At 60.7% G+C, this 18,219-nt stretch carries 14 protein-coding genes; 7 read left to right on the top strand and 7 right to left on the bottom strand.

Annotated features, from left to right (window positions below):
* Nucleotides 1–80: 80 nt before the first annotated feature.
* The 3 genes from PV375_RS04350 to PV375_RS04340 all read right to left on the bottom strand — a co-directional run bounded on the left by PV375_RS04350 (nucleotide 81) and on the right by PV375_RS04340 (nucleotide 4,969).
* Nucleotides 81–1,580 carry a CoA-acylating methylmalonate-semialdehyde dehydrogenase gene (locus PV375_RS04350; RefSeq protein WP_201613349.1) on the bottom strand — a complete coding sequence of 500 codons (1,500 nt, stop codon included), beginning with the start codon at nucleotides 1,578–1,580 and terminating at the stop codon, nucleotides 81–83.
* Nucleotides 1,581–1,831: 251 nt separating this feature from the next.
* Nucleotides 1,832–3,166, bottom strand: a complete 1,335-nt coding sequence (locus PV375_RS04345) for an APC family permease (RefSeq protein WP_332106290.1) — start codon at nucleotides 3,164–3,166, stop codon at nucleotides 1,832–1,834.
* A gap of 75 nt (nucleotides 3,167–3,241) precedes the next feature.
* Complete coding sequence (locus PV375_RS04340) at nucleotides 3,242–4,969, bottom strand: ABC transporter substrate-binding protein (protein WP_332106289.1); 1,728 nt, start codon at nucleotides 4,967–4,969, stop codon at nucleotides 3,242–3,244.
* 109 nt (nucleotides 4,970–5,078) lie between these two features.
* On the opposite strand from PV375_RS04340, the gene PV375_RS04335 reads away from it, so the two are divergent.
* Genes PV375_RS04335 through PV375_RS04310 form a run of 6 tightly spaced genes read left to right on the top strand, consistent with a single transcriptional unit; the run spans nucleotide 5,079 to nucleotide 12,067 of the window.
* On the top strand, nucleotides 5,079–7,118 hold the full coding sequence (locus tag PV375_RS04335; RefSeq protein WP_332106288.1) for a hydantoinase/oxoprolinase family protein: 2,040 nt from the start codon (nucleotides 5,079–5,081) through the stop codon (nucleotides 7,116–7,118).
* Nucleotides 7,115–8,779 (top strand): hydantoinase B/oxoprolinase family protein, encoded by a 1,665-nt coding sequence (locus PV375_RS04330; RefSeq protein WP_332106287.1) that lies wholly within the window; start codon nucleotides 7,115–7,117, stop codon nucleotides 8,777–8,779. The genes PV375_RS04335 and PV375_RS04330 overlap by 4 nt, the downstream gene beginning before the upstream one ends.
* A gap of 31 nt (nucleotides 8,780–8,810) precedes the next feature.
* The gene (locus tag PV375_RS04325) at nucleotides 8,811–10,181 is read left to right on the top strand and encodes an NAD(P)/FAD-dependent oxidoreductase (RefSeq protein WP_332106286.1); all 1,371 of its coding nucleotides are present in this window, start codon (nucleotides 8,811–8,813) and stop codon (nucleotides 10,179–10,181) included.
* A gap of 50 nt (nucleotides 10,182–10,231) precedes the next feature.
* On the top strand, nucleotides 10,232–10,585 hold the full coding sequence (locus PV375_RS04320) for a cupin domain-containing protein (protein ID WP_332106285.1): 354 nt from the start codon (nucleotides 10,232–10,234) through the stop codon (nucleotides 10,583–10,585).
* A 40-nt stretch (nucleotides 10,586–10,625) separates the two neighbouring features.
* The gene (locus tag PV375_RS04315) at nucleotides 10,626–11,702 is read left to right on the top strand and encodes an FUSC family protein (protein WP_332106284.1); all 1,077 of its coding nucleotides are present in this window, start codon (nucleotides 10,626–10,628) and stop codon (nucleotides 11,700–11,702) included.
* A gap of 53 nt (nucleotides 11,703–11,755) precedes the next feature.
* Nucleotides 11,756–12,067: an antibiotic biosynthesis monooxygenase family protein gene (locus PV375_RS04310; RefSeq protein WP_201517857.1), complete on the top strand. Its 312-nt coding sequence runs from the start codon at nucleotides 11,756–11,758 to the stop codon at nucleotides 12,065–12,067.
* Between the two features lie 78 nt (nucleotides 12,068–12,145).
* On the opposite strand, the gene PV375_RS04305 is transcribed toward PV375_RS04310, so the two are convergent.
* The 4 genes from PV375_RS04305 to PV375_RS04290 are packed head-to-tail and all read right to left on the bottom strand — an operon-like array spanning nucleotide 12,146 to nucleotide 15,949.
* Complete coding sequence (locus PV375_RS04305; RefSeq protein WP_332106283.1) at nucleotides 12,146–13,423, bottom strand: NAD(P)/FAD-dependent oxidoreductase; 1,278 nt, start codon at nucleotides 13,421–13,423, stop codon at nucleotides 12,146–12,148.
* A complete protein-coding gene (locus PV375_RS04300) occupies nucleotides 13,420–14,136 on the bottom strand; it encodes a type 1 glutamine amidotransferase (RefSeq protein WP_332106282.1) in 717 nt (238 codons plus the stop codon). Before PV375_RS04300 ends, PV375_RS04305 begins: the two co-directional genes overlap by 4 nt.
* A gap of 2 nt (nucleotides 14,137–14,138) precedes the next feature.
* Nucleotides 14,139–15,227, bottom strand: a complete 1,089-nt coding sequence (locus PV375_RS04295; RefSeq protein WP_332106281.1) for a dipeptidase — start codon at nucleotides 15,225–15,227, stop codon at nucleotides 14,139–14,141.
* 35 nt (nucleotides 15,228–15,262) lie between these two features.
* Entirely contained in the window at nucleotides 15,263–15,949 is a 687-nt protein-coding gene (locus PV375_RS04290; protein WP_201517860.1) for a MurR/RpiR family transcriptional regulator, read from the bottom strand.
* Nucleotides 15,950–16,386: 437 nt separating this feature from the next.
* On the opposite strand from PV375_RS04290, the gene PV375_RS04285 reads away from it, so the two are divergent.
* Complete coding sequence (locus PV375_RS04285; RefSeq protein ID WP_332106280.1) at nucleotides 16,387–18,213, top strand: ABC transporter substrate-binding protein; 1,827 nt, start codon at nucleotides 16,387–16,389, stop codon at nucleotides 18,211–18,213.
* The last annotated feature ends 6 nt before the right edge of the window (nucleotides 18,214–18,219 follow it).

The following is an 18,219-nucleotide window of genomic DNA, read 5'->3' as shown; positions in this document are numbered from 1 at the left end:
CGAGCTAACCCTTCGGTGTACCGGAGTGGCTACGAGCTAGTACCTCAGCGGCTACGAGCTAGTGCCAGAGCGGCTGTGCACTAGTCGTTCTGCGGGAATCCGAGGTTGATGCCGCCGTGCGACGGGTCGAGCCAGCGGGTGGTGATCGCCTTCTGGGCGGTGAAGAACTTGACGCCCTCGTCGCCGTGCGCCTTGGTGTCACCGAAAATCGACTGTTTCCAGCCACCGAACGAATAGGCGGCGATGGGCACCGGAATCGGCACGTTAACGCCGATCATGCCCACCTGCACCTCGTTCTGGAAGCGGCGCGCCGCCCCGCCATCGTTGGTGAACACCGCGGTGCCATTGCCGAAAGCGCCGTTGTTGATGAGGTCGAGCCCCTCGTCGAACGACTGCACTCGCACCACCGACAGCACGGGGCCGAAAATCTCTTCGGTGTAGGCACGCGAGCTGGTCGGTACGCGGTCGAGCAGGGTGGGGCCGAGCCAGAAGCCGGCCTCATCACCGTCGACCTCGATGCCGCGGCCGTCCACCACGACGGTCGCTCCGTCGCCGGCAGCGATGTCGATATAGCTGGCGACTTTGTCGCGGTGGGCTTCGGTGACCAGCGGGCCCATGTCGGTGCCGCGACGTCCATCGCCGACCTTGAGTTGCTGCATCCGTTCAACGATCTTGTCGATGAGTGCATCCGCGACCGGTTCGACTGCAACGACCACCGAGATTGCCATGCAGCGTTCGCCGGCCGACCCAAATCCGGCGTTGATGGCCGAGTCGGCCACCAGGTCGAGGTCGGCATCCGGCAGCACCAGCATGTGGTTTTTGGCGCCACCGAGCGCCTGCACGCGCTTGCCGTGCTTGGTGCCGGTTTCGTACACGTACTGGGCGATGGGGGTCGAACCGACGAATGAAACCGAAGCGACCTTCTCGTGGGTGAGAAGCGCATCCACCGCCACCTTGTCGCCGTTGACGACGGTGTACACGCCGTCGGGAAGGCCCGCTTCTTTCCAGAGTTTGGCGATCCAGATCGCGGCTGACGGGTTCTTTTCGCTCGGCTTCACAACCACCGAGTTACCGGCGGCGATGGCGATGGGGAAGAACCACATCGGCACCATCGCGGGGAAGTTGAACGGCGAGATGATCGCGGCGACGCCGATCGGCTGGCGCACCGAGTGGATGTCGAACCCGGTCGACACCTGCTCTGAGAAGTGGCCGCGCAGGTGCGAGGTGATGCCGCAGGCATACTCGACAACTTCTTGCCCGCGGGCGATTTCACCGAGGGCGTCGTCGATAACCTTGCCGTGCTCTTCGGTGATGATTTCGGCGAGCTCGCCCTTGCGTTCGTTGAGCAGTTCGCGGAAGCGGAACATGATGGCGGTGCGCTTCGCGAGCGACACATTGCGCCAGGTGAGATAGGCGGTGTGGGCGGTTTCGACAGCGCGGTCGACCTCGGTTTCGCTGGCGAGCGCGGCGCGGCGGATTTCGCGGCCGAGTGCGGGGTCGAACACCGGTGCGGTGCGGGCGTCGTCGGTGACTACTTCGGCACCTTCGATCCAGTGCGGAATGGTTGGCAGGGCGGTCATATCGGCTCCTTCGCTGATCGGATGCAGCAACGCTACGGTTGGGTGCGCGGTCACTCATTGGCTGAATTGGCATGAACTGGCCCCTGGTTTGACAATCCGGCATTGAAAGGCGGTCGAAGTGACCTGTTCAGCCAGATCGAGATGTGGCTGGCGTACAAGTGCCGCAGGTGGTCTCACGGAGTCTTGTACACATAGGGGAGGGCGGTTTCCAAGCAGGAAACCGCCCTCCCCTATGTCGTGCTCAGGGCAGATTATAAGTCGAGTGCAAGGTCGGGGGTGGGGCGGCGAAAGCCTCGAGTGAGTACAGCTAGATAGAGCACGCCTACTCCAATCCATGCGATGCCAAGGAGTAGAGCATCGAGGCTAAGGCTTGTCCACAGCCAAGCTGTGAGCAGCACACCAATCAGTGGTGCAACTCCATACTTCAGGATCGCGGCGGTGCCCCGCTTCTTTTGGTCGATAAGCAGATACTTGATGACCGATAGGTTGACAATCGTGAATGCGGAGAGCGCGCCGAAGCTGACCAAAGTTGACAGTGTAGTCAGGTCCAATAGGAGCCCAAGGAAGGAAATGGCGGCTGCGACGAGAATTGCTCCAACTGGGGTTTGAAATTTTTTGTGGACTAGGCCAAAAATACGCTTGGGAAGCAAACGATCGCGCCCCATCGTCAGGAGGATTCTCGATACTGTCGCCTGTGAGGCAAGAACTGAGGCGAAGCAGCCTGCCACGTAGGCGGCAGTGAAGAACGCAGTGAGTGCTTGGCCGCCAGCAGCTGCAATCACGTCCAGTGAGGCAGCGTCCTCGGATGTGTAACTTGTGTAATCGGGGAAGGCGATATTCGACACCGCTGCGAGAATCATAAACAAAACTCCAGCGAGCGTGGTTACCAGAATGACGGCGCGAGGGAGTGTTTTTTCCGGTTCGCGAGTCTCTTCCGCGAGAGTTGATACCGCATCAAATCCGAGGAATGAGAAGCAAAGTAGTGCGCTCGCCGAGACGATAGCGGTGAAGTTTGCTTGATCGTTGAGGAAAACCTCTTGCAGGCTTGGGAGTGGTGTTCCGTTCAGGTTAGCGAACGTCAAGAAAATAAATACTGCAATGAAAATAAACTGCAACGCGAGCAGAGCAATGTTGACATTTGTCAGTAGGCGGATGCCTAGGATATTGAGGCTTGTAACAAGGAGAAGGGATCCCACAAAGAAAACCCACTGTGGAACGGCGGGGAAGGCGGCGTTGAGATAGATGCCGATGACCAGATAGGTCAGCATTGGCAATAGGAGGTAGTCGAGCATCAATGCCCAGCCGGTGAGGAAACCCACTGGTGAACCGAAGGACTTTCTGGCAAACGTATAGGCGGATCCTGCCGTTGGAAATCGTCGCACCATTGTCGCGTAGCTGAATGCGGTGAATAGCATTGCAAGCAAGGTGATGAGATAAGCGGCAACAAGGTTGCCTGAGGACAAGACGTTTGCGATACCCAGTGTGGTGAACACAGTGAGAGGGAGCATGTAGGCGAGCCCGAACGTCACGGTGGACGTTAGTCCTAGAACTCGCCGAAGGGGTGGGGCAGCGTCATTGCTGGTCATTGTGGGCCTCCGTTGGCTAGTTAGCCCGATTCTGCAAGACGTAAAACACAATCGAAATACGTATTTCAACGTATGTCAGTGCGGCGGCCAATGAAACCTGCGCAAATCTCCCTTGGGGGCAGGTGCCAGTGCGACGGGCTGACCGTTTTGCACCTGATAGACAAACAGTGCCTGTCCGAGAGATGAGTCTTCCGTTTCGTAGGGGTAGCAAAGGGCAGCTTGTCCGGGATCGCCTAGGTAGTACACACCATTTAAGCCTCGGGTGATCCCGGAGCGGAGCTCGTGGATGGTTCGGTCGGCTTGGGTGGAACCGGCGGAAGTCCAGGCATTTGCGAGCAGCATAACTTGGTCGTAGGCAGCGCTTGCCTGTGATGCGCCCGGAGCTTCTCCGTAGCGAAGAGTGAATTCGCGTTGAAAGCGCTCCCCCATTGGGTCGTCATATCTGCCGGTCACCGTGGCCCATAGGATCCCTTCTGCTGCAGCTCCGATGTTTTCCTGAAAGGATCGAATGGACGCTGCGTAAACGAAGAACGTTAGGCCCTGGAACCCGCGACGAGAGAGCTCTCGCTGTAGCTCGGATACTTCAGGCAGAAAATGTGAAATGAAGAGTGCATCTGGGGTCGCGGCGATAACAGTTTCGACGATCGCCGACCAATCAGGGTCTGCAATTGGAATGCGAAGGGTCTGACCGAGAGTCCAGCCAATTTTCTTGAGGCGTTGGGCGAGCTCGTGGTTGGCAACGTCGGATGACGGGCTGTCAGCCTCAAGTGCAAGAACAGTTCGAGTCCTGCTTGGAAAGAGCTTTTTCTCTTCGAGTGAGCCAATGAGATCTACAAAGGCGTCCTGGTAGAAGTGTTCGTGGGGGCAGGTTTGGAAAATCATTCCGAAACGGTCGGGCCTTCGGCGGACAAGTTCGACATGTGCCTTGAGTGTTGCTGTGTGGAGAAACGGTTTACCGTAGTCTGCAATCACTTCCAGAGCCGAGGGGCTTTCTGCCGTGACATAATTGGTGTGAATGGCGTCAACGCCTTCTTCTATAAGTTTCTCCACCGCGGTAGTAACGCTTGCTTCGTCGAGTATGTCGACCTTTTGAACTACGTGTTGGACTGGCCGCCCATCAACCCCGCCTCGCGCATTGAGATCGCGGATTGCGATGGAGGCACCCCTCACCAGTTCAAGGCCATCCGATGCGCCTGGGCCGATCAGCGGTGCGATCGCGCCAATGCGAATAGGTTTATGGTCGGTGTACCCGATCTCATCATTGGTTACCTGCAAACTTTGTGGTGCAAGCGATTTGGCGGCTTGGTGGATCTCTGCTTGCACAATTGAAGTGTTGTTGACGGTGCCGCCAGGGATTGGGAGGACAATGAGTCCGGCATCAACTGCCATTGCTGCAAGCCCCGCTCGAGAGCCTTGGCTCAGTTTCTGAAGGAGCCGCTCTACCTGGGTGGACACTGTTCTGGGTCGAGTGCCGAGGCGCCCGGCAATCTCTGCGTTGGTTAACCCGAGTGCAATGAGGGTCAGCACCTCTGCTTCGCGCTCAGTGATACCACGCGGAAGCTTGGCATTTGACTGTGTAACTACAGCTACGACGCCATGTGTGTCGTCGCCTGGTTCCCGGCGGAGGGAGATTGCAAACCATCTCGACTGGCTCCGCCACAAAAACCGCGCATAGCTGCGGCCTGCAACCAGAAAGCCACGGGCAAACCCGGCGAGTTCTGGGGCGCAATCGCTGGCGTCTGCAGTTTCGGCGAGTGGGACGCGGTGTTCAAGGACCCTTGAAAGTGAGTCGGGGGAGGTCATCTGGGTAGAGTACGGCAAATGACGTATGGCAATCAATCCTCAGGTTGGGTTGTATTGCCTGCACAGCACTTGCAACGATGCAAGGGCCTGAGTAAGCCGGAGGGATTCCATGGACTCAAGTACGTGGACAGTCAGTATCGACGCGGGCGGAACCTTCACCGACGCCATTGCGCGCTCAACTGCAGGAGAAGTGCGTGTCGCGAAGGTTGCCTCAACGCCCGATGATCCGTCGAGGGGTTTGTCTAATTCAATTACGGCGCTCGCCGAGGCAGGGTTGCCAATTGATCAGGTCAGCCTTTTGTGTCACGGGACGACAGTGGCGACTAACGCTATTCTCACGGATCAGTTGGCGCGAATTGCATTGGTGACAACCCGCGGCTTCAGGGACGTTATGGGCTACCGGCAAGCTAGTCGCCCTAGTGTGTACAGCCTGAGTCCAGAGCGTCCGAAAGACCTCGTAGAGCGGCGCGCACGCATTGAGATCGACGAGCGCATCGACTCACGAGGACAGGTTCTTACGGAGCTTACCGATGCTGAGATCGCGCGTGTTGTGGATGAGGTCGTCGCTCTGAACCCGGAGGCGGTCGCGGTGAGCCTGCTCTTCAGCTATCTGAACGATGAACATGAACGCCGTATCGGTGAGGCACTGTCAGCCGCTCTACCAGGGGTGCCAATTTCATTGTCGAGCGAAGTGGCACGAGAGTTTCGTGAATACCCCCGAACTGCGACGACTGTCATCAATGCGGCTCTTCGTCCGATTGTGGGGCGATATCTGGTGCGAGCTGAGGGTGCAGTCGGCGCTGCAGGGCTGACATCTCCATTCATGGTGATGCAGTCAAACGGTGGAAGCGTGCCTGCGGAAAGGGCGGAGCAGCAATCGCACCAGCTTGTGCTGTCGGGGCCCGCAGGTGGAGTCGCTGGTCTCATTAACCTGGCTGAGGAACATGGAGTAGGCAACCTCATCAGCCTGGATATGGGCGGCACTTCAACTGATGTTTGCTTGGTGAGGAACCGTCGCGCACCATTCGCTCGCGAACAGCATGTTCAAGATCACGTCCTACTCGCGCCAACAATCGATATCCACACGATTGGGGCCGGTGGAGGCAGCATCGCCTGGACCGATTCGACTGGCCGCCTGCGGGTGGGGCCATTGTCGGCGAAGGCTGTTCCTGGGCCTGCGTCGTATGGTCGAGGCGGTACTGAACCAACAATCACCGATGCCCATGTTGTGCTCGGCACTCTGGGCGGCGGAGAGCTTGCGGGAGGCCTGCAGCTTGACAAGGATGCTGCAAAGAGCGCGATGGCGAGAGTTGGTGACGTCCTTGGTTATGACCCGGAGGAAACCGCAGAAGCCATTCTTGCTATCGGGCTTGCTCACATGGTGCAGGCTGTCCGGAAGGTGAGTGTTGAGCGCGGGCTCGACCCTAAAGAATTCTCGCTCGTGCCATTCGGTGGTGCAGGGCCGCTTCATGCGGGACTCCTTCTTCGCCACCTCGGTCTTAAGTCGGTTATTGTGCCGAAACAGCCGGGACTCTTTTCTGCGGATGGATTGCTGGTGGCCGGTCTCCGCTTTGACGAGTCTCGTACAGTGCTCTCGACACTTGACTCAGAAAACCTTGAGTGGCTTGCTGAATGGTTTGAGGATGCCGCTACAACCGGCCGCGAGCAGTTGGTTGCGGATGGAGTACCTGAGAGCTCAATTATTGCAACAGCCTCGGCAGACTGTCGCTATTTGGGGCAGGGCTATGAGCTCACTATCCCGTTGGATGGTCATGATCCAAGTGCGCTCGCAAGCGCAGCTGAGAAATTCCATGCGGCGCACGAAGAGCTCTATGGTCATTCGAACCGGGGCGAAACCATTGAACTCGTAACCGTCCGAATGGCTGTCACTGGGTCACTTGGGCGCGTCGTTGGACAAAAGACGAACACTGAGAGCGGAAATCCTGAGATTGGCCGCAAACAGGTCCGGATTCCGGGTGTCGGCAATTGCGATGTTCCAGTGATTGACCGCAGCCGATTGGCCGTCGGCTCAAAAGTTGATGGGCCCGCAATTATTCAACAGATGGATTCAACGACTTTTGTCCTCAATGATCAGGTGATTGTGGTGTCTGATCAGGGTGACCTCATCATTACGGAGAATGAACGATGACGAAAAATAGTGCTACTGCGGCGGATGCAGTAATGGAAATCGACCCCGTGACCTTCGAAATTGCTGCAGCTGGTTTGCAGTCTGCTGCCGAAGAGATGGGAAGTGTGCTTAAGCGTTCAAGCTATAGCCCGATCATTCGTGACATGGATGACTTCTCGTGCGCGCTGTTCACTTCAGAAGGTGACCTAGTGGCACAGGCCGACTACATTCCGGCTCAGTTAGGTGCCATGTCACTCGTGGTTAAGTCAGTAATCGATCGCTGGCATGGACGCATTCAGGACGGCGATGTATTCATTTGTAATCATCCGTATCTGGGGGCAATGCACCTTCCCGATATCAACATTGTGACGCCAATCTTTCACGAAGGGGAGCTGCTTGCGTGGTCCGGTACCGCTGCACACCACATTGATGTGGGGGGTGTCAACCCTGGTAGCGAGGGGCCGGAGCTCGAGGACCTCTACGGGGAAGGGCTCGTATTCCCACCGATTCGACTTTCGGTAGCGGGAGTTGAAAATGAAGATCTAATTTCTCTGATTACTGACAACATTCGTGATCCGATGAGTACAGTGAGTGATCTTCGAGCTCAACGAGCAGCCTGTCATCTCGGCGGGGAACGTTTTCTAGAGCTGGTCGAACGTTACGGCCGCGACAAACTTGCGCTGATCATGAGTGAAATGCTCGACTCAGTTGAACGTGGCGTGAGCGTCGCGCTCGAAAACCTTCCTGACGGATGTGGTGAGGCCGAAGGTTTCCTGGATGATGACGGGAAGGGTGGCTCGCCGACACGCATCCACGTTTCGGTGCGGAAGACGGGCGCGCGACTCGAAATTGATTTGTCAGGATGCGATCCGCAAACGGCGGGAGCTATGAATGTCCCCTGGGCCAGTGCACGGGCTGGGATTGTGTACGGAGTTCGGGCTGTGGTGGCGCCGGAACTGGGAGCGAACGATGGGTTGTTGAGAGCGGTCGACATCGTGGCGCCAAAGGGAATCGTCCTGAACCCCATTGCTCCGGCTGCTGTTTCGATCCGGCATAACACATGCCAGCGCTTCGCGGACACGCTCATTCGAGCGCTTGTTGATATGTGGCCAGACCAAGCTGTGGCGAGTAGTACCGTAAGTTTCTTTTGCTTTAACGCGGGCAGTACAAATCCATTCACTGGGCGGCCTGCCGTCATGGCTGATGTTGTTGGTGGTGGAACGGGTGCCACCTCGGACGGCGATGGAATCGATGGCGTTGACACGTACATGTCGAACGTGGGCGTCATGCCAGCTGAAGTCGTCGAGTCGAACTACCAGATCCGCGTCCTGAGGAATGAATTTATTCCGGGGTCCCAAGGACGAGGGCAGTTTAACGGAGGTATGGGGCTCCGGCGCGAGTACGAGATTCTCGAGCATCCGCAGCGAGTGACATTTTACTCTGAGCAAACGCACGAAGATTTTCGACCACGTGGTGTCGCGGGTGGCGAAGATGCGAAGCCGACAACTATTACGGTTGTCGAGCCAGACGGTTCCGAGTGGATTGCCCCTTCGAAGAATTCCCGAAAACTTGAAGTCGGTACGATTGTCAGGGTCGAAACAGCTGGTGGCGGCGGATATGGTGATCCTCAACTGCGAGACGCGGAAGCGCTCGAACATGACCGGCGGAATGACCGGCTTTAGGAACCGTGCGGTGCACAGTGAGGATTGACACATGATCAACGGAAACATCTCGCACTGGTGGACGCAGATTGGGATGCAGGCGCCGCGGCCGGCGCTGCCCGGCCCGATCGACGTTGATGTCGCCATCGTGGGTGCCGGGTTCACCGGCCTGTGGACGGCGTACTACCTGAAGCAGGCCGACCCGAGCCTGCGCATCGCGGTGCTCGAGCAACGCTTCGCGGGCTTCGGCGCATCGGGCCGCAACGGTGGCTGGCTCGTCAATAGCGTCACCGGCGGCCGCGAACAGTATGTCGCCAGCCACGGCCGCGACGCTGCGCAGCGGTTCCAACTGGCCATGAACGAAACGGTCGCCGAAGTCGAGCGAATCACCGTAGAAGAGGGAATCGACTGCGATCTCGTGCGCGGCGGCGAACTCAATGTGGCGCGCTCGGCTGCGCAGCTGGCGCGGCTCAAAAGCTACTACGACGCCGAATGCGAGTGGCAGCACACCGATGTCGAGTGGCTCGACACCGCCGAAACCCAAAACCGCATCAAGATCGACCGCGCGATCGCCGGGGTGTGGCAGCCGCACGCGGCCCGCATCCATCCCGCCAAGCTCGCTCGCGGGCTTGCCGAACGTGTCGAAGCGATGGGCGTAAAAATTTACGAGGGCACCCGCGTCACCGAAATCGAACCCGGCCTCGCGCGCACCGACCGCGGCGCCGTGCGCGCTGAACGCATCCTGCGTGCCACCGAAGGGTTCACCGCCGGCATCAAATCATCGCACCGCGACTGGCTGCCGATGAACTCGTCGATGATCGCCACCGAACCGCTCAGTGACGCCACCTGGCAGCAGCTGGGCTGGAACGGTGGCGAAGTGCTCGGCGACTTCGCACACGTGTACATGTACGCGCAGCGCACCGCCGATAACCGCATCGCGTTCGGTGGCCGCGGGGTGCCGTATCGCTGGAATTCGGCAACCGACGTTGATGGGCGCACCCAGTCGCAAACCGCTGAAACGCTGCGAAACCTGCTCGTGTCGTTCTTCCCGGCAGCGGCGGATGCACAGATCGACCACCTGTGGTCGGGCACCCTCGGCGTGCCCCGCGACTGGGCCGCCACCTGCGTGTTCGACGACAAAACCGGCATCGGTTACGCCGGCGGCTATGTGGGCACCGGTGTTGCCACCACGAACCTTGCCGGCCGCACCCTGCGCGATCTCGTGCTCGGAAACGACACCGATCTCGTGCAGCTGCCGTGGGTGAACCACCGGGTGCGGCGCTGGGAACCCGAGCCGTTGCGCTGGATCGCCACGCGCATCATCTACGGGGCCTACGGTGCCGCCGACCGGTTCGAGTCGGCATCCGAAAGTTCGCGCACACATCCAATCGCCAAGATCGCCTCGCTCGTTTCGGGACGCTAGGCGCCCCGCACCAAACAGCCGCCCCGCACCAAACAGTTAGGGTTACCCGCATGACTTCACTCAAACCAGGCGTCGTGATTGACGCGCTCGCACTCGATGTTGCCCACGAAACCGTGCCCGCCGAGCACGATCCGCAGGACGGCACCACCGCCGGTGCCACCGAACTCGGCGATTTTGCCGGGCTCGAAACCGGGGTGTGGGAGATGAGCCGCGGCGTGATGCACGACACCGAAGCCGACGAGCTCTGCGTGATTATTGCGGGCGACGCGACGGTCGAGTTCCTCGAACCACAGCTTCCCGCGGTGCAGTTGCGGGCCGGTTCGGTGCTGCAGCTGAGCGAGGGGATGCAAACCCGCTGGACCGTGCACAGCGAACAGCTGCGCAAGGTTTACCTCGCTCCCTGAGCGCCACACCCGCTGTCACTAGACTGACAACAAACAGTCGGTGACAGAGAGGGGCGGCGTGGGCGCATCCGGCATTCGCGGTATCGAGTTCAGTCGACTCGATTGGCGAGCTGCCACCCGCGCCGCCGTCTCAACCGGTGTGCCGCTTATCGTGCTGGCGAGCATCGACCGCCTCGACCTGGCGATTTATGCGAGCTTCGCCGCGTTTACCGCGCTGTATGGCCGCAACGAGCCCTATCGGCAGCGGTGGCTCACGCTGCTGCTATCGGGTGCGGTGCTGCTGGCTGCCATCGTCGGTGGGGTGGCGACCTCGATCGCCGGCACACCAACCTGGCTGGCGGGCATCGGGCTGAGCCTGGTGATCACTGCGGGCGTGCTGCTCACGGCGATCATGCAGTGGATCCCGATGGGTGCGATCTTTTTCACTTTCGCGTACCTCGGCACCAGTGTGCGACCGACCGATCCGGCCATATTTTGGGATGCGGTGCTGGTTGCCGCGAGCGTGGTTGCGTTTTCGTTTGCGGTGGGAATGTCGGGGGCGTTACTGCGCCGCATCCCGGTGTTGGGTGAGCGGGTTCCGGAGCTGAACCGGCGGCCGCATCGCCGCCTGCGGCAGGCGATCACTGCCGAAAACGGTTGGATGATTTTGGTCACCCTGCTCGCGGCGTGGGCGGCGGCGGTGATTGCCGCGACGCTCGACGTGGCAACGCACCACTATTGGGCGGTGGTGACCGTCACCGCGATTTTTTCGGCGCCCTCGCACCTGTTTGGGTTTGAACGTATCTCGCACCGCGTGGTGGGAACGCTGGTGGGTGTGGGGCTGGCGGCCGCGCTGTATGGCGGCGAACCGCATCCGATTTATGTCATCGCCGTGCTCTTGCTTTGCACGTTTGCCACCGAGCTGGTGGTGGGGCAGCACTACGGATTCGCGCTGGCGTTCATCACGCCGCTCGCCATTGGGGCAACGAGTTTGGGTGCGCCCAGCAACTACGAGGTGCTGTTTGTGGCGCGCGCTCGCGAAACACTCATTGGCGGGTTGGTGTGCCTGGCGGTGGTGTATTTGGTGCGTCGTTGGCGCAGGCGGCAAGACACCACCGCGATCGAGGTGGTCGGTTAGTTCGGGATGCGCTGCGTCAGCACTTTTGCAGCGGTGCGGCTTAGGCTGCGGGCATGGCAATCGTGAAAATCAACGCAATTTCCGTTCCCGAGGGTCAGGGCGAAGAGCTCGAGCGGCGGTTTAACGCCCGCGCCGGTTCGATCGACGGCACCCCGGGATTCCGTGGCTTTCAGCTGCTGCGCCCCACCGCCAACGAAGACCGCTACTTCGTGGTGACGCACTGGGATGACGAGGAGTCGTACGTCGCCTGGCGCGATGGATCGGCGCGTGCCGCGCACGCCGGCTCGCACGGCAAGCCGGTCGCGAGCGGGGCAACGCTGCTCGAGTTCGATGTGGTGCTCGACGTGAAGCCGACCACCGCCTAGCTTTCGGGCGCCGACCTGGCACCGCCAGCCGACCACGCTAGCGGTGCCCTTTCGTGCAAAAAGGCCCGCGGCCGCCGCCTAGCTCAACGCCGAGCGGCGCACCGCGAACGGCCGCAGATCGAACGGCCAGTTCGCCACACCCGGCTGCCTGCCGGCAATCAGGTCGGCCATGATCTGCCCGGTGATCGGCCCCAGCGACAGCCCGTGCATATTGTGACCGGATGCGACGAGCACCTCACCGCTCGGTGTCGCCGGCCCGATCAGCGGTAGCCCGTCGGCGGTCATCGGGCGCGGCCCCATCCACTCATCGGTGCGGCCATCCCAGTCGGCACCCTCGATGAGCCCCTCGGCAAAACCGCGCAGCACTTCGATGCGATCACTGTGGAAGCGCTCGGGCTCTCCATCAAACGACATGATGCCCACCACCCGCAGCCGGCCACTCATCGGAATCACCACGCAGTGGCGGTCCATCGAGTGCACGAGCGTGCGCGGCATGGTCTTGACCGGCACCGTGAACGAGTATCCCTTGCCGGGCACCACGGGGATGTGCGGGATGCGTGAGCGTCGCAGCACCTGTGAGGTCCAGGCGCCGGTGGCCAGCACCACCCGGTCGCCCGACACGGTGACCTGCCGCGCATCCTCGTCGACGCACACGACGCTCGCACCATCACCGAGCCGCTGCACGGTGAGCCCGAGCCGCACCTCCGCGCCGAGCTCGGTGATGCGTTCGATCAGGCTGGCCACGAATTTCACCGGGTCGATCGACACTTCTCCCGGCAGCATGAAGCCGAACTGAGTGCGTTCGGTGAGCGTTGGCTCCGCCTCGTGCAGCTCACGGCCCGACATGGGGTCTTCGGGCGGATCGCCCCAGCCACGGCGGGCTCGCTCGGCGTAGGCCGCGTGCGCCGCGAGCATTGTCGGTTCGCTTTCGGCGGTCATGAGAAATCCGGTGCTCCCGCCCGAGGTGTCGATGCCATCGGCCGCCATCCGGTCGAGGGATGCGAGCAGGTGCGGTGTGAACTGCGCCAGTGCCGCATCGCCGCGTGCCCGCAACGGCCCGGCGGATGCGGTGAGAAATCCCATTCCGAAACGCGCCAGCTGCGGCAGGCGAAGCGGTGCGATCGACAAATAGTGACGGTGTGCGAACACTCCGTGGATGATGTCGCGCGCGGTGTTGCTCGAGGCCAGCGGCGCCACCATTTGCGGGGTGAGTTCGCCGGCATTACCGGTTGCGGCGCCGGCACCCAGCTTGGTGCGTTCAACGATGGTTACCCGGTGTCCGTCGCGCAGCAGCCAATAGGCGGTGCACAGTCCGATCAGGCCACCACCGGCCACCACAACGTGTTGTTTTTTCATCGCTGCCCCTTTGCGTATTGCGTCACCTGCTCGGCGAACGCGTCAATCAGCGCCTTCGATGCGCGCGTGTTTTCACCGTCGACCGCGCGCGCCTTGGCGACCAGTTTTCCGCGGTCGAAACCTTTTTTACCGAGCGCCGACTCGTCCCACTGGGCGATTCGTTCGGCGTTCACCTCGGGATGAAATTGCAGCCCCCACACTCGCTTGCCGATGCGGAAGGCCTGGTTTTCAACGTCTGTCGACCGGCCCAATAGCACCGCATCCGCCGGTAGCTGAGTGATTTGGTCGACGTGGTTTTCGATCATGTGCGCGCCCTCACCCAGCACTCCGAGCACCGGGTCGTTGCGGCCGGCTGCGGTGGTGGTGATGAGCACCGCACCGCTTTCTGGGGTGCCGTATTCGCCGCGCACTTCGCCGCCGCCAACATGTGCGAGCAGCTGCCCGCCGAGGCAGATGCCGAGCGTGGGTAGGTCGGCGTCGATCGCTTGCCGGGCGAGTTCCCGCTCGGTGGCGAGCCACGGGGCATTTTCGTCTTCGTAGGGCAGCAGTCCGCCGCCGAGCATCACCAGGCCGTCGAAGCCGTCGAGGTTTTCGGGCAGGGGAGTGGTTTCAGCCACCACATCGACCGTTTCGATGCCCGCTTCGCGCAGCCATTCGCCGGCCCGGCGCGGCCCCGATTCGGTGGAATTAATCACCATCAATACTTTGCTCACGGCTATTCCTCCTCAACCGAGCCGATGAGTGCCGCGGTGCGACCGATCGGTTCGCCCGCTTCGCCCGCCATGAACCGCGTGTAGTCGTCATCCGAGGCTTCGAGCACTCGCAGCGCGTTTTCAGTGCCGAGCGCTCGCAGGTCGGCGTCGCTCCATCCGCGGGATGCAAGTTCGGCAAACAGCGCCTGGTAGCAGCCAACATCCTCGAGACCCTCGGGCATTTCATCCGAGCCGTCATAGTCGGCGCCAATTCCCACCGCGTGCACACCGGCAAAATCGCGGAAGTATTCGATGTGGTCGGCCACATCCCGCACCGTCACCGCCGGTGCCTCGCCCCCGCCGCCGTTGACATCCCAGTCGCGGCGCTCTTGTCTGAGGAATGACGGCACAAATGCGACCATGAGCACACCGTCGCGCGCACCGATTTCGCGGATCACATCATCGGGCACATTTCGCGGATGCGAGCAGAGACTGAGTGCCCCCGAGTGGGTCACGATCGGCGGCCGGGAGGCGACTTCGAGCGCATCCCGCATGGTTGACGGTGCCACATGCGAAAGATCAACGAGCATCCCGATGCGGTTCATTTCGCGCACCACATCGCGGCCAAAGTCGGTGAGTCCACCGTGGAGCGCCTCGTCGGTGGCCGAGTCGGCCCAGTCGATGGTGCGCGACCAGGTGAGGGTCATATAGCGGGCGCCGAGCCGAGCGTAGTTGCGCAGCACGGCGAGCGATCCGCCGATCTGCGCCCCACCCTCGACACCAATGAGCGAGGCCACCCGGCCCGAGGCCATCACCTCGCGTGCTTCGGCTGCGGTGCGTGCGGCGCCGAGTTCGTTGGGGTACGCGGCGATGAGCCGGTGGATGAAATCAATCTGTTCGAGGGTGGCGGTCACCTGGTCTGCCCCGTGAATTTTGTCGGGATTCACCCACACCGACCAGTACTGTGCCGCAAGTCCTCCGGCACGGATGCGTTCAAAATCGGTTTGGGTGGTGGGAATACTGCCGCCGAGATGCTCGGTGGCGTAGCCGAACTGTTTGCGCACCTCCCATGCGAAGTCGTTGTGGCCGTCAAAAACCGGGTACGTGGTCATTCCGTCTCCCTCTTGGCGTCCGCGCCATTGCGGAATTATTTGGTTGTTTGGTCGTCTGATGAATCGCTAGCTGCGGGCTCGTTGTCGGGTTCGTAAAGTTCGAGCAGTTTGGCGATGCGATCGCGCTCGTTCAGGCGGCGCCGGGCACCCTTGGCGCTTGCCGAGATGAGTGTGCCCAATAGGTGCGTGACCGCGGCGATCGGGGTGGGTGAGTCGATGAATGGGGATGCACCGGTGTCGGCGACCACGAGCCGGTCGGCATATTTGGCGGCCGGTGCATCCGCGCTATCGGTGACGATTACGACTTTGCCGCCGCTGCGATGGAATTCGCGGGCCAACCGCAGCATCATCGAGCGGTAGGGCCGCATTGAAAAGAGCACCAGCACGTCGGTCGATCGCACGTCGGTGAGCGCCACCAGTGGTGAGAGTGCGTGGGATCCGATGAGGTGAATATTCGACAGCGTGGCGGAAAGTTCGGTGGCAAGCAGCAGCGCGAAAGCAGAGCTCGTGCCCTCGCCGGCGATAAATCGGCGGCGCGATTTGAGTGCCAGCGCGGCTGCTTGACGCGCTGACTCGGTGGCGGCGATCTGTTCGTAGGTGTGGGTGAGTGCCCGCGTATCGCTGGCAATAATGCGTTCTTCAAGAGTGGCCGCGCTGAGGTTTTGCGGCACTCGTCGGTCGTATCGTTCCCGAGTCGAACTACGCTGTTCGGTGTCGGTCATCGGGATTCCTCCCGTTGGATTTTTCTGTGACGTATCCGTTTCCGGTATCCGGCTCCTATGCCGGCCTCGATTTGAGGTTGTTGGTGAGCATAATCGGGGGTTCTGAGGGATGCAAGCAAAAGATACGTTTCCTAAGCTGAGGAATTGCGAACAGTTTTGCTGATATCCCTGGTGGATGCGCGCAAAAGTTGAGCGATTTCAGCGCGCGCTGTTCGGTGTTGGTTATTTGTCACGCATCTATGCGGGATCATCATGTGCAAGCTGACGGCGAGTGTCGTATTTGCCGCTCAGCCGTAGGGAATTCCGGCATTGGCGACACGAAAAATGCGTTCCGATTTCGCAAGATGTGAAACATATCACTTGACCAAGCGCGGTTGAGTGGCCATAATCTTTCCCAATCGAGTGGCAATGGAGCCACTTGAGTGGAAGGACCCACCATGCGAACCGCATCCAGAAGGCCATTTTTCCGAACGACTGCCATCGCAATTGCCGCAGCGGTGGGGCTTGCTTCAGCCCCGGCGAGCCTGGCGCTCGCGACCGAAACCGCTGAAAGCGTCGCGCCGGCCGACCCCTCGACCATGCGCATTGCGACCTCGGGTTTTGTCGACTCATTCAACCCCTTCACTTCGATCTACCTCACCCCCACCAACTCGCTGCGCTACATCTACGAAAACCTCGTGCAGTATTCGCAGGAAGACGGCTCGCCCATCGGAGGGCTGGCCGAGAGCTGGGAATCGGAAGAGGGTGGCGCCAAGTGGGTGTACACCATCCGTGAGGGTATGAAGTGGTCGGATGACGAGCCCATCACCAGCGAAGACGTCAAGTGGACCTATGAGCAGATGATGACCGATGAGGTCATGGCCACCGCAAACGGTAGTCTGGTCGCGAATTTTGAGTCGGTTGAGGCTCCCGACGACCATACGCTCGTCATCAACCTGAAACAGCCCCAGGCCGCCGTGCCTGGCACCGAAATTCCGGTGGTTCCCGAACACATCTGGTCGAAGATTGACGACCCGGGCAAGTTTGCCAATGACAAGGATGTGGTCGGTTCGGGGCCGTTCATCCTCAAGTCATATTCGGCCAACCAGTCGTATGTGCTCGAAGCCAACCCGAATTTCTGGGATGGGAAGCCCGAGCTCGACCGGATTCAGTACGTCTACTACACCGACCCCGACGCCTCGATTCAGGCGCTGCGCGCTGGCGAGATCGACTTCATCTCGGGCCTGACGCCAACGCAGTTCCGGGCGCTTGAGAACGAGGAGGGAATCACCCTCAACTCGGGCGTCGGCCGCCGCTATAGCTCGCTCGCCCTCAACCCCGGCTTTAAGACCCGCAGCGGCGAACCCTACGGTAATGGCAACCCGGCATTGCACGATGTCGCGGTGCGGCAGGCCATTCGCCTCGCCATCGACACCGACGCGCTCATTAAAAACGTGATGGAAGAGCAGGCGACCCCGGCGACGAGCTTTGTGCCCGCATCCTACGAAAAATGGATGCTGCCCGAAGACGATCCGGTGCTGGTCGACTTTGATCCCGAAGCCGCCAAGAAAAAGCTCGACGAAGCCGGCTGGACGCTCGGCAGCGACGGAGTGCGCGAAAAGGACGGCAAGAAGCTCAGCCTCCGGCTGCAGATCGACGGCAGCTCATCAACCGAGCAGGCGCTTTCGGAATACATCAAGCCCTGGTTGGGTGATGTGGGGATCGACGTGAAGGTGGTCTCAACCGACGGTGACACGCTGAGCACCGAGGCGAACGCCGCGAACTACGACATGTACTTCTCGGGCTGGTCGCTGGGCCCCGACCCCGACTATCAGCTGGGTATCAACACCTGCGGCCAGCTGCCAACCAAGCCTGATGGCAGCGGCGGTACGAGCCAGGACGGCTACTGTAACCCCGAGTTCGACAAGCTCTACGCACAGCAGCAGGTTGAGCTCGACGAGGCGAAGCGCATCGAACTGGTGCACGAGATGCTGGCGATGAACTACGAAGACAGCGTCAGCGTGGTGCTCTACTACCCGAACCAGCTCGAGGCCTACCGCTCCGACCGCTTTGAAGGTTTTTCGAAGATGCCCACCGAAAACGGCATCATCGCTAACCAGTCGGGTTACTGGGGCTTCCGAACCGTGAAGTCGGTGGGCGAGGGCGGCGGCGCCGGTAGCTCGCAGACCGGTCTGTGGGTGATTCTCGGCGTGGTCGTGGTTGCCGGTGCCATCGGTGTCGGTGTGGCCGCGAACCGTCGCAAGAAGTCGGCCGATATCGAATAGCGCAAG

It is taken from the genome of Gulosibacter sp. GYB002, from assembly GCF_036577665.1.
In the GTDB taxonomy this organism is placed as follows: Bacteria; Actinomycetota; Actinomycetes; order Actinomycetales; family Microbacteriaceae; genus Gulosibacter; species Gulosibacter hominis.
The sequence above is the reverse complement of the archived record's forward strand: the minus strand, read 5'-3'. Positions and strand labels throughout refer to the sequence as shown.